Origin of the sequence: Bacillus silvicola (assembly GCF_050524305.1) — a bacterium.
Classification (GTDB): Bacteria; Bacillota; Bacilli; order Bacillales; family Bacillaceae_G; genus Bacillus_A; species Bacillus_A cereus_AT.
On sequence record NZ_JBNGVC010000012.1, the window covers coordinates 574,978 to 588,090 of the forward strand.

Sequence of the window (13,113 nt, forward strand, 5' to 3'; positions counted from 1 at the left end):
AGAAACTCCATTAATACACTTTTAACACCGCAAAAAAGGCCTTGTAATTACAAGGCCTTTTGCAAACTACCTTTATTTTGCAGTAAGTACATATTGTAATAAAGTCCTTGTTTACTAAGTAACTCTTGATGTGCTCCGCTTTCTACAATTTCCCCTTCATGCATAACAAATATTTGATCCGCATCTTGGATTGTAGACAATCTGTGCGCAATCGCTATCGTTGTTCTGCCTTTTCGCATTTGCTGCAATGCCGTTTGGATAGCCTCCTCTGTTTCTGTATCAATATTTGCCGTCGCTTCATCTAACACTAATACTTTCGGATTGGTTGCTATCGTTCTAGCAAAAGCAATTAATTGCCTTTGACCACTAGAAAATGCAGCTCCTCTTTCGACAACTTCTGTATCATACTGCTCTGGTAATTTTTCAATAAACGTATTCGCTTGCACAAACTTTGCCGCTTCCTCTATCTCTTCATCCGTAATCTCTTCATTATACATACGAATGTTTTGCTTTACATTTCCAGCAAATAAAAATGCATCTTGCAGCACAAGACCAATTTTCTTTCGAATTTCTTGTTCTTCAAACTTTTCTAAATCTACTCCGTCTATTACAATATTTCCTGATTTAATATTGTAAAATCTCATTAATAAATTCATAATCGTACTCTTTCCGCTACCAGTATGCCCTACAAAAGCAACCGTTTGCCCTGGCTTTACGTGAAAAGATACATTTTTTAAAACGTCACGCTTTCCATCATATGAAAAAGTAACATCTTTAAACTGAATTTCCCCATTAGCTACTCGTGGCTGTTCACTCCCAATTTGAACAGGAGCTAAATCTTTATCATCCATTAAATGAAATACACGCGATGATGAAACAAGCGCTTGCTGGAAGAAAGATAGTTTCATCATCATCTCATTTACCGGCTGGAAGAAACGATGAATATAGTTAACGAAAGCATATAAAACCCCTACTTCAACAGGACTCTTTAAAGCATCGATTCCGAATAAACCAAGTACTAACGCAATTGCTACAATATGAACAAGATCTGTTGCTGGACGTAAAAGTAATGCATCTAATTTCAATGTACGGCGTCCAGCATTAAAATGTTTATTGTTCACTTCTTCAAATTCTTTTCTCATCCGCTTTTCTTGTCGGAACACCTGAACAATATTCATACCTTGAATGGACTCATTTAACTTTGCATTTAATATACTCAGCTGATTACGTACCTCTAAATAAAAAGCTGCACTTTTCCGTTGATACAACACCATAATTGCAAGCATTATCGGAATTAATATGAGCGAAAATAGCGCTAATTTTACATCTAATAAAAACATCGCTACTAAAATCCCTACTAAAAAGACTACATTTTTCACGAATGTTGATAGTACACTAACATAAAAATCCTTAATCGCTTCTGTATCATTCGTTATGCGGGATACGAGCGTACCAATCGGCGTACGATCAAAGAAGCTTAATGACAATTTTTGAACATGCTCATACACTTCAACTCGCATATCTTGGACAATCTTAAAAGCGATATTTTGAAAGTACAATAAGTCTAAATAAGTAAATAATACTTTTAATAAATGAGCAATAATATACACTACAAATAGGGTTACAAGTGCTGATTGTTCAAAGTTACCTGGCACTAAGTGTTCATCAAGAAATTGTTTAATTAAAAAAGGACCCATCATTTCAGTTACAGTTGCACCAACTAGAAATAAAAATGCTAACGCTAATAACCCTTTATAAGGCCTCATATAAGAAAGCAACCTTCTTAAATCACTCCGTTTTTTCTCAGCCATCATACGCCTCCTTTCTCTACTAATGCCTCTAACTGCTGGCTTTCGTACATTTCTTTATACCAACCATTTTCTTTCATTAATTGCTCATGTGTCCCTCGCTGCATAACCCTACCTTCATCAATAACAAGAATAAGATTTGCATGCTGAATAGCACTTAAACGATGGGCAGTAATGATCGTCGTTTTCTCTGCTCTTTCTCGTTTCAATGCAGTTAAAATAGTTTCTTCTGTTTTTGCATCTACGGCTGATAAACAATCATCTAATATTAAAATTTCAGCATTTGTCAATAATGCACGCGCAATAGAGATTCGCTGTTTTTGACCTCCTGATAGTGAAACGCCCCTTTCACCTACTACAGTGTCATACCCTTCTGGAAATTGAAATATATCATTATGGATACAAGCAATATCAGCAGCTCGGCTAATTTCTTTATATGTAGCATCGGCCTTTCCAAAAGCAATGTTCTCCCCAATACTCGCTGAAAATAAAAAGTGATCTTGCGGTACATATGAAATTGCAGAACGCACACCGTGAAGTGTTAAGTCTCGAATATCCCGCTCCCCAACTTTTAATTCACCATTAAAATGATCATACTCTCGAATTAAACATTTTAACAACGTCGTCTTCCCTGCACCGGTACGTCCTACAATTCCTAACGTTTCACCCTTTCTTAAATTAAAGTAAATATCTTTTAAGTTTAATAGTTCATTCTTTTTATAAGAAAACGAATCAACAGCGAACGAAACATCACCACTTGCTATAGTATTTATAGCATTGTCCCTATTCACTACATCTGAAGTTTGTGAAAGTATTTTCTCCACACGATCATACGAAGCACGTCCACGCTCCATAATATTAAATAGCCATCCAAACGCTAACATTGGCCATACAAGTGTCCCTAAGTACGTTGTAAATGTTACCAATTCACCTACAGTTAATTCACCCCGTACGACTAATAATGATCCGTAACAAATTGCGATCAAAAATGAAAATCCGACAATTAAAGAAATCGTTGGATCGAATAACGAGTCAATACGTGCAACTAGCATATTTTTGTGTACGACATCTTCAGATTTTTTCCGAAACGCTTGTAAATCCTCTTTCTCTTGTCCAAGTGAGCGAATTACCTTCATCCCACTCATACTTTCTTGTACTTTATCATTGATTTCAGAAAACGATTGCTGTGCCTTATGAAATCTTCTATGCAATAAAGTTCCATAATAATTTGTAGAAATAGCTACAATTGGCATCGGAATTAAACTTAATAACGTTAACTTCCAACTAATTGTAAATCCCATCGCTACGAGTACACATCCTCCAACAGCTAAGGAATCAACGAGTGTTAAAACACCTGACCCCGCAGTTTGCTGAATCGCCTGAATATCATTTGTCGCATGTGCCATCAAATCGCCTGTGCGACGTGATTGATAAAAGGATGGGCTCATTTTAGTAAAATGTTCATATAAATTCTTTCGCAGTTGACGCGCTAGTTTTAAAGAAGATCCAAAAATCATAATACGCCATAAGTAACGTAATATATACATCGTAATTCCTACAACTACTAATAGAATAACCCAGTTCAACAATTTTTCAGACGTTAATGTTCCATTATTAATTTCATCTACTACAATACCTAGTACTCTTGGCGCTACAAGTTCAAGAAGCGCGACACCAAATAACATAATAATTCCGATTATGTACGCTCGTTTTTCTTGCTTAAAAAACCAAGCTAAATTAAAAAACACTTTCATATTTATCCTCCTCCCTTAAAATGAGCGATGTTTTCAGTTTAACAAAAACACAGAATTTTTAAAAGTTTTAAACACTTATTATAACCAAAAGAAAAGGACACTCGGTAAGAGTGCCCTTTTCTTTTGGAAAGGTTTTTGCCCCATTTGCATCAAAACCCTTATATATCAAGGTTTGACGACTATTTTCCACCGCTATTTCTGTTAAGAAAAATATAGCACATCTTCATTTACCTTGTCTATAAAATTCCAGCATCTTATACAAAAGTGGTTTATCATTCGTCTATTTTTTTAAATCGTCACTTCACAAGTTAAAATCATTTACTGCTTTTGTCTAAACTCTTTCATCCAAGCAACCTCAGAAGAATAATGTTCTATTCAGCACCCAAATCTATTTTTAAATATTTCACCTTTGAAATCATATCACCACTATAACTATCCTTACATTGTGTTTTTACAATTAAAATTGCATTCCCCTCATTTTCTTAGTTATTTTGGGTCTGGAACGCTTTTAATATCATTAGTATATTTATTTAACAATTCTATGGCTGCCTGTTTTAATTCTAATCCTTCTTTCATTTTGCTTGAATTTAATTCCTCTACTGAGAGTATTATTTTCACTCCACTATCCATGTAAGTTTCATAACTTTTTAATAATGTTTCATGATGTTGTTTATATGCATCTGGAATATGTTGTTGTGGGTATGTTTTTAATGTGTCATAATCATTTCCAATTGCTTTGTATCCATTTCTTATAGCATCTTTCCACTTATTGCCTCCAAACAAACTTGTGTTATTATTTGCTTCCATAAGAAGTTTCTCTATAAGTTTGTTCGATATACCAGTTTTTTCAGTAATGATGACAATATTATTAACATATTTTTGTCTTTTTTCTTTCTCAATATTAACTAAATCTATTTTTGGCTCTTCTTTAGCCTGTTCAACCTTAGTTTGTTCTACCTTTTCTTCTATTTTTGATTCTTCATTTTTAGGTTCTTCTTTGACTGTATCTGTCTTTGACGAACATCCAGCCACTAATGCCACCATCAATAGCGTAACTCCCCATTTTTTCAACATTTTCATATCCCTGCTCCCCTTTTATGAATTTCACACTACCACTAATAAAAATGTCGTATTTTTCCATACACATAAACTTCCTATTATGTAATATTTCCAAAAATCAGATCCTTGCAAACCTTCAAAAACATTCCACTGCGAGAATTGTTCATAGTAGAATGTTTACATTTTTCATACTTCTTTAAAATTCATTTGAATTTTTATTGTATGAAGAAAATGGCGGAAGCAGACTGAACGAAATGAGATAATGAGCCGAAGGCGAACAGGAGAGCGTTAGCGAAAGAAAGATAAGGGAACCTTCCTTTTTTACTATATAAGTTGAATTAAAAGGTTACAGCTACTGTTTGTCGAAATATAATAAGTAACATATATTGACAAATGGAGCGGAGCAAAATGACACATGTACACCAAAACGAAAAAGAAAGCCTACTTGTAGCAATGAAAACGACTAAAACGAAACGAATGTATGAACGTTATCAAACGATCTATTTCTATGTACAAGGCTTTTCTATAAAAGAAATAATGAACATGATTGGTCGTTCTGAAAAAACAATCTATAATTATGTGAATGCTTACAAAGAAAAAGGATTGCATGGCTTACTCATGGGACAATCAACAGGAGCACCACGTAAATTAGCCCCTGAACAAGAACAGGAGTTAGTTCAAGTGATTGCATCTCATCTACCCGTTGATGTTGGATTTCCAGCTAAACATAATTGGACTTTATCCATTATCGCTTCTTTCATTAAAAGAGAATGGAACGTAAGTTACACACTTCGCGGGGTGTCTCGACTTTTACATGATTTAGGGCTTAGTTACACAAAACCGACGTATACATTAGCGAAAGCAGACCCGGTGAAACAACAAGAGTTTAGGGAAGTTACCTTCCCCGCCTATAAAAAAAAAACTTTTAAACGAGGAGATTGACCATCTTCTGTTTCAAGATGAGTCCATGATCCGCGATTACCAAGCACTGCAGCATACATGGTTTTTAAAAGGAAAACAACGCAGTATTCCTACTTATGGGAAACACCAAGGTGTTAAACTTATTGGTACACTTAATTATGAAACAGGTGAGTTAGTTTGTGTAGAAGAGGAGCGGTATGATGCCGAAGCATTTCTTCGTTTTCTTCAGCATGTACTTGAACTGTATCCCAACGGGAAAATAGCTCTTATTCTAGATAATGCGCGTATTCATCATGCGAAGCTCATCCAACCACTTTTAAGGAAACACTGTCATCGCTTAGAATTAGTGTTTTTACCTCCCTACAGTCCCGATTTAAATTTAATTGAAGGGGTATGGAAATGGCTCAAATCAGACATCATTCATAATGTTTTTTATTCATCGATTTATGAAATTCAAAAAAATGTACAGGCTTTTATTCAGGAATTAAATCGCACACCTGAAAAAGTGATCGATCGATTATGCATTCGATTGTAATCTTTTAATTCAACTTATATATCTATAGAAATTTTTTTAAATGCTTCATTTCTTGGCGCTTGTTCTTCATTGTCTTAGATGTGAACCCTTTTGCCAAACAGTGGTACAAATACTCTTCAATTACATCTTCTAATTCCAACAAAAAAACCACCTTTTCCATTGGTTTATATTCCAACAGAAAAAGTGGTTTTTAAGAAAAACAAAGCAAATTCCATGAAAATTTCAGAGAAAGATAAACCAATGAATACATTGAGTTTATTCATTCACACGAAATTAATGCTTATATCATATTGATGAAACGCTTGCGGCTCTAAGAATTACCCATCCGCTTATTTCGTTTGTTGCTTGCTCATCGCGCTCATCATTTGATTGATTTTCTTTTGGGAAGGTTTTTGTCCCATTTGCATCATCATCATTTTTAACATTTGTTCATTAATTGGTGGATTTTTTTCTAAGTAGTTCATCATGTATTTGCGGGCAATGAAAAATCCTAACGCCACGCCTGCTACTAGTGCTACTACGCCCACTAGAATACCTAACCAAATTGGCATATATTTTCCTCCTTCATGTTGTCTACCTTACAGTGTACTAAAACCTTTTCAATAAGACAAGATAGAATTCGACATTTTTTACACATATGTTCGTACTTGTTTTAAAGGATTCAGCCATCCATACTTTGTATTTTCATAATCCATAGCTAAAAATGTTAATTCACACTTTCTTAACACCTCAAAGAAAGTCGTTTCCATAGAGACATTTCCAGAGGTATTCATGCGAATATAGTGTGGTTTCACCATTATTTCGCCATATTCCGCTCCCGTAAAAAGTGTATGTGTACGATGTGTTCTATCATATTTACCAAGAACGCGCAAAGCTTGCTCTAATTTATGATGAATTTTCATTACTTGTAATGGCATCGTTATATACATCATTTGTTTATATAGTACTTTTTTCTCCGAAAGGGACCCAGATTCTGAAAATCGAGCAAATAAATCAAAAAACAAATATTCACGACCAAAATAAGCTTTCGCAATATCCTCTTGAATTAAATACAATTCATACGTTTTCATTTTTCCCCTCCCAATCTGGACAACCTTTTCTCTTCATTATATAGAAGAAAATTTGCAATGATTGTCTGACTGCGGAGAGATAAAAAACTTTTTCTGTCGAAAAAACTCATTTACATAGAAAAACCTCTCCATGCCGGAGAGATTTTTCTAAAATCATTAAAGCATTTCTTTTACTTTACGAACAACGTTCTCTACAGTAAATCCATACTCTTCCATAATCTTCTCACCAGGAGCAGAAGCACCGAATGTATCGATACCTAGTACATCTCCATCAAGACCTACGTAACGGTGCCATCCGATTGTAGCACCCATTTCAATTGCGAAACGTTTCGTTACTGCTTTTGGTAGTACAGATTCTTTGTACTCAGCAGTTTGAGCTTCAAAGCGATCCATAGATGGCATGCTAACAACAGCTGCATCAACGCCGTCTGCTGCTAGAGCTTTTTGCGCTTCAATTGCTAAGCTTACTTCAGATCCAGTTGCAATTAAGATTACATCAGCAGTTTCTTTTTTGCTTGCAGAAACTACATATGCACCTTTTGCTACTTTTTCATAAGTGTCGTCTTTTGCACCTTCTAATGTTGGAAGGTCTTGACGAGTTAACACTAATGCAGTTGGTGTTTTTGTTGATTCTAGAGCTATTCTCCAAGCTGCAACTGATTCGTTACCGTCTGCTGGACGAATAACAGAAACGTTTGGCATTGCACGAAGTGCTGCTAATTGTTCGATTGGTTCATGTGTTGGACCATCTTCACCAACAGCAATACTGTCATGTGTAAATACATACGTTACAGGCAATTGCATTAATGCTGCAAGACGAATTGCTGGACGTAAGTAGTCAGAGAATACGAAGAACGTACCACCGTAAGTTTTTAAACCGCCATGAAGTGCGATACCGTTCATTGCTGCACCCATTGCGAACTCACGCACACCGTACCAAATGTTTTTTCCGCTGTAATCAGCTCTTGTAAAGTCTTTTTCGTTATTCATGTATGTTTTGTTAGAACCGGCAAGGTCAGCAGATCCACCGAAGAATGATGGTACAGACTCTGCAATTGCATTAATTACAGCACCTGAAGAATTACGTGTTGCTGCTTTTGATCCTAATTCATAAGTTGGTAAGCTTTGTTCCCAACCTTCTGGAAGAAGACCGTTCATTGCTGCTTGCAGTTCGTTTGCTAATTCTGGATATGCTTGTGCATATTCACCTAGCATCGTGTTCCAAGCCGCTTGCGCTGTTTCACCAACATCTTGTACTGTTTTACGGAAGTTGTCATATACTTCTTCTGCTACATGGAAGTCTTGTTCAGCAGTCCAAGCGTATGCTTCTTTCGTTAATTTTGTTTCGTCTACACCAAGCGGAGAACCGTGTGAAGCTGATTTTCCTGATTTGTTTGGAGAACCGAAACCAATTGTCGTTCTTACTTCAATTAGCGTTGGGCGTTTTTCGTCAGCTTTCGCTTCTTCAATTGCTTTCGCGATTGCTTCAATATCGTTTCCATCCTCAACACGGATTACTTGCCATCCGTATGCTTTGTAACGATCTTCTACACTTTCAGAGAATGAACGATTTAAATCGCCATCTAATGAAATATCGTTTGAATCGTAAAGCACAACAAGACGACCTAATTGTAAATGAGCAGCTAATGAAGATGCTTCAGCAGAAACGCCTTCCATTAAATCTCCATCACCACAAATAGCGTATGTATGATGATCTACTACATTATACGCATCACGGTTATATTTAGCCGCTAAATGTCTTTCAGCCATTGCCATACCTACAGCAGTTGCAATACCTTGTCCAAGTGGACCAGTAGTTGCGTCTACACCTGCTGTATGACCGTACTCAGGATGTCCTGGAGTTTTGCTTCCCCATTGACGGAAGTTCTTTAAGTCATCCATTGTTACATCATAACCAGATAGGTGAAGTAGGCTGTATAATAACATTGAACCATGACCTGCAGATAATACGAAACGATCGCGGTTAAACCACGTTGGGTTATTTGGATTGTGTTTCATAAATTGAGTCCATAATGTATAAGCCATTGGTGCTGCACCCATTGGCATTCCTGGGTGACCAGAGTTTGCTTTTTCAATCGCATCAATGGATAATGTGCGAATCGTGTTGATAGAAAGTTGTTCGATTGAATGTGACATGCTATTCTTCCCTTCGCGTATGTTAGTAAACGTTTTATACATTTATATGATAGCTTCCCACGCAAGATTATACAACATGTATCGACAAATATGTTGATGTTTTTTTGATTTCCCATAAAAAATACAGTGATTCAGGGAATGTATGGGCATTCAATATGACATACTTTTTTATTATTTTTATTTTAGGAAGAAAGGGAATTATCTGTATTTTTATGCAAATACACTAATTTATTCTATACCAACTTTTTTGATAAACACTTAAAAATACAAAAAAGCATCTGAATTAGACGCTTTTAAAATAAGTTAAATAATTCGCTTACGAATAGAACTTGAAATAAAATCAATTATAATTACCATTAAAATGATACCTAATAAAATAATTCCCACACGAGACCAATTACGTGAACTAAGTGCAAAAATTAACGGCGTACCAATACCCCCTGCTCCAATAACACCTAAAATCGCAGCGGATCGTACATTAATTTCGAACCTGTATAACGTATACGATAGAAAATCCGGTAACACTTGTGGTAATACCGCATACCAAAGTATTTGAAACCGATTTGCACCCGTTGCTATTAACGCTTCCGTCGGCCCCTTATCTATATTTTCAATTCCTTCCGAATATAGTTTCCCTAACATTCCGATAGAGTGTAACCCTAAAGCTAGAACTCCGGCAAAAGAGCCTGGACCAACAGCTTTTATAAATAAAAGAGCCATAACTAATTCTGGAAATGTACGAACAAAACTAAGTACAAATTTCCCAGTTCCTGAAGTTAATTTTCCACTACTCATATTCGTTGCCGCCCAAAAAGCAAATGGAACAGATAAAAAAGCAGAAATAAATGTACCTAATATCGCAATTGCCAACGTATCAATTAAACCATGTAATAAATCTTCACCATCTGGCAAAGATACATACGACCAATCTGGGTTTAATACGCCTGTCATAATTGCTTTTGTAATTTCTCCCGCAGTATTCTTTATTCCCTCGAGTGGGACTCCTGAAAAGGCCCATACATATACAACTGTAAGTGCTATAAAAATAATCCAGCGATTTACACTCAGTTTCTTCGGTTTTGATATGATTATCGTCGTTTTACTCATTATAATTTCTCCCGCAACAATGTACTTATATAATCGATTAGCAATACAACAACAAGGGTATAAATAATAATGGAAGCAGTTTGTTGATATTGTAAAAATCCAAGTGTACGATCATAATATAATCCAATACCACCTGCTCCTACTAAACCTAGAACAGCTGCTGCACGTACATTCACCTCAAATGTATAAAGTACATAGGAGACGAAGTGCGCTTTCACTTGCGGAATGACCCCATAAACTATCCATTGCACCTTATTCGCTCCTACAGCTGTCATCGCTTCTAATGGACCTGGATCAATTGATTCAATTGACTCATACAATAATTTCGCTACGAGTCCAACCGAGAAACAAGTAAGAGCCAAAATACCTGGAAGTGGTCCTATTCCAAAAATCGCTACAAAAATAGCCGCTAATAATAAATCTGGTATTGTTCGTATAAAATTTAAAATCAATCGAGCTGGACTGTACAAAAGTACACTAGTAAATACATTACTTGCGGCAAATAGTGCAAGTGGAATGGCTAAAATCGCCCCTAAAGTCGTTCCAATAATCGCCATACGTATTGTATCTAACATTGCTGTTGTAATAATTTGAAAATAACTCCAATCTGGCGGCACCATTTCCTTCAATAAATCCATCATATTTGGAAAACCCACTACTAGTTTTGAAAATGATGCGTCGACCTGTACACTACTACCCCACAACAGTAAAATAACTAGAATAACCGTTAACATATGTTTCAATTTACTCGGCGGCTTCGGTATCGATTTCGAATATATCGTCACTTCATTCATTTTGCTGCCACCCCTAATAATGCGCTTTTCTGAGCTACGTCCCCATAAATTTCAGCGAATTTTTCATCCATTGCCGCTTCTACTAATCCATCAAAAACAATTTCACCAGCATGTAATCCGATAATACGAGTAGCATATTGCCTCGCTAAATCAATAGAATGTAAATTTACAATTGTCGTAATTCCGAAATCTTCATTAATTTTCTTCAAATCATCCATTACTTGCTTTGTTGTCAGTGGATCTAACGAAGCAACAGGCTCATCTGCCAATATGATTTTTGCTTCTTGTGCCAATGCTCTAGCAATTGATACACGTTGCTGTTGTCCCCCTGATAATTCATCAGCTCGTGCATATGCTTTTTCTGAGATATTCACTCTATTCAACGCCTGGAATGCAAGCTCCACATCTTCTTTCGGAAACAGACCTAACGTTGTACGCAATGTAGAATGATATCCAACCCGCCCAGCTAATACATTCTTCAGTACCGTTGATCGCTTCACAAGATTAAAGCTTTGAAAAATCATACCAATATCTCGGCGCATGCGTCGTAATCCTTTTCCTTTTGCAGCAGTAATAGACTCCCCTTCAATAATAATTTCACCTTCTGTGATCTCATGAAGGCGATTTACCGACCTGAGAAGTGTAGATTTTCCAGCCCCGGATAGCCCGACCATTACAACAAACTCACCTTTTTGAATTTTCAAGTTTATATTATTCAATCCTTTTGTACCATTCGGATACACTTTGGAAACATTTCGAAACTCTATCACACATCTTACCTACCTTCTATGTATTATCAATAACTGAAAAACGGCAAACTAACTGAAATTACACACTTTCCAGTTAGTCGCCATTTCCATATGTATTATTGCGTTTTCACTTTCTTTCCATATTCACGAACGATATCAAATTTACTATCATCAGATTTAACATATCCTTCATGTGAGTATACTTCTTTAATGATTTTGTGCCCTTCCTCATTCTTTCCTATTTCAATGAAAGCATCTTGTAATTTCTTGCTCCACTCTGCATCTAAATCAGAGCGTACAGAAATCGTATCGTTTGGAATTTTCTCCGTAAATTTTACTATTTTCGTTTGATCGAATATATTCGGATAATCTTTTTTCACAATATTGCGAGCATCTTGGAATACAACAGCTGCATCTACATCACCATTTAAAAGAGCAATAAGTGACTGATCATGACCTTTTAATGTAACAGGTTTCACATCTTTCAACGGATCGATTCCCTCTTTTAACAACACCGCTGCCGGCCATACGTAGCCTGCTGATGATGTAACATCTTGATAGCCAATTTTTTTACCTTTTAAATCTTTTACACTATTAATATTAGAATCTTTCTTAACAACAAACTCTGATTTATAAACATCTACTAAATCCTTTGTGGGAGCTCCGGTTTCATCATCCACCCCAAAACGTTGCGCCTGTAAAATTACGTTTGCAGCCTTTTTCTCATGTGCTAACACATACGCTGTTGGAGGTAAAAAGCCTACATCTACTTGCTTAGATGCCATCGCTTCTACAATTGTATTGTAATTCGTTGAAATACTAACTTTTACCGGAATGTTTAATTTATCACTTAATAGCTTTTCCAATGGTTTTGCCTTCGCCTCTAACGTATCTGCATTTTGAGAAGGAACAAATTGAACATTTAGCGTCTTCGGTACATAACCTTTTTTCGTATCTTCATTTTTACTTGCACTTGATTCCTTCGTTCCACATCCACTTAATAATCCCGCTGCTAGTACAACTGTTGTACTCATTGCAAAAACTTTTTTCAACATGTTAATGCCTCCATTTTTCGTTGTTATAAAATACCCTTCCATAAACATGAAGAAATATATCACACATTTTTACAAATAATTGCTTATTTACAGAATCTTTACAC

At 36.0% G+C, this 13,113-nt stretch carries 10 protein-coding genes and 1 pseudogene; 1 reads left to right on the top strand and 10 read right to left on the bottom strand.

Annotated elements, in window-relative coordinates:
- Positions 1–47 precede the first annotated feature (47 nt).
- From ACP6L7_RS14820 to ACP6L7_RS14830, 3 genes are all read right to left on the bottom strand, one after another.
- Positions 48–1,811 carry an ABC transporter ATP-binding protein gene (locus tag ACP6L7_RS14820; RefSeq protein WP_097829127.1) on the bottom strand — a complete coding sequence of 588 codons (1,764 nt, stop codon included), beginning with the start codon at positions 1,809–1,811 and terminating at the stop codon, positions 48–50.
- A complete protein-coding gene (locus ACP6L7_RS14825; protein WP_097829128.1) occupies positions 1,811–3,562 on the bottom strand; it encodes an ABC transporter transmembrane domain-containing protein in 1,752 nt (583 codons plus the stop codon). Before ACP6L7_RS14825 ends, ACP6L7_RS14820 begins: the two co-directional genes overlap by 1 nt.
- Positions 3,563–4,048: 486 nt before the next feature.
- Complete coding sequence (locus ACP6L7_RS14830; protein WP_097829129.1) at positions 4,049–4,642, bottom strand: hypothetical protein; 594 nt, start codon at positions 4,640–4,642, stop codon at positions 4,049–4,051.
- A 387-nt stretch (positions 4,643–5,029) separates the two neighbouring features.
- Between ACP6L7_RS14830 and ACP6L7_RS14835 the strand changes: the two are divergent.
- Positions 5,030–6,077, top strand: a pseudogene (locus tag ACP6L7_RS14835) (IS630 family transposase).
- 329 nt (positions 6,078–6,406) lie between these two features.
- On the opposite strand, the gene ACP6L7_RS14840 reads toward ACP6L7_RS14835, so the two are convergent.
- From ACP6L7_RS14840 to ACP6L7_RS14870, 7 genes are all read right to left on the bottom strand, one after another.
- Positions 6,407–6,628: a YneF family protein gene (locus tag ACP6L7_RS14840; protein ID WP_001123316.1), complete on the bottom strand. Its 222-nt coding sequence runs from the start codon at positions 6,626–6,628 to the stop codon at positions 6,407–6,409.
- A 78-nt stretch (positions 6,629–6,706) separates the two neighbouring features.
- Positions 6,707–7,147, bottom strand: a complete 441-nt coding sequence (gene sirA, locus ACP6L7_RS14845; RefSeq protein ID WP_097829130.1) for a sporulation inhibitor of replication protein SirA — start codon at positions 7,145–7,147, stop codon at positions 6,707–6,709.
- A 156-nt stretch (positions 7,148–7,303) separates the two neighbouring features.
- Positions 7,304–9,304, bottom strand: coding sequence for a transketolase (gene tkt, locus ACP6L7_RS14850; protein ID WP_097829131.1), 2,001 nt, complete (start codon positions 9,302–9,304; stop codon positions 7,304–7,306).
- 303 nt (positions 9,305–9,607) lie between these two features.
- A complete protein-coding gene (gene phnE / locus ACP6L7_RS14855; RefSeq protein ID WP_097829132.1) occupies positions 9,608–10,411 on the bottom strand; it encodes a phosphonate ABC transporter, permease protein PhnE in 804 nt (267 codons plus the stop codon).
- On the bottom strand, positions 10,411–11,205 hold the full coding sequence (gene phnE / locus ACP6L7_RS14860; RefSeq protein ID WP_097829133.1) for a phosphonate ABC transporter, permease protein PhnE: 795 nt from the start codon (positions 11,203–11,205) through the stop codon (positions 10,411–10,413). Before phnE (ACP6L7_RS14860) ends, phnE (ACP6L7_RS14855) begins: the two co-directional genes overlap by 1 nt.
- A complete protein-coding gene (gene phnC / locus ACP6L7_RS14865) occupies positions 11,202–11,975 on the bottom strand; it encodes a phosphonate ABC transporter ATP-binding protein (RefSeq protein WP_430529293.1) in 774 nt (257 codons plus the stop codon). The genes phnE (ACP6L7_RS14860) and phnC overlap by 4 nt, the downstream gene beginning before the upstream one ends.
- A 95-nt stretch (positions 11,976–12,070) precedes the next feature.
- Positions 12,071–13,009 (bottom strand): phosphate/phosphite/phosphonate ABC transporter substrate-binding protein, encoded by a 939-nt coding sequence (locus tag ACP6L7_RS14870; RefSeq protein WP_002137777.1) that lies wholly within the window; start codon positions 13,007–13,009, stop codon positions 12,071–12,073.
- Between the last annotated feature and the right edge of the window lie 104 nt (positions 13,010–13,113).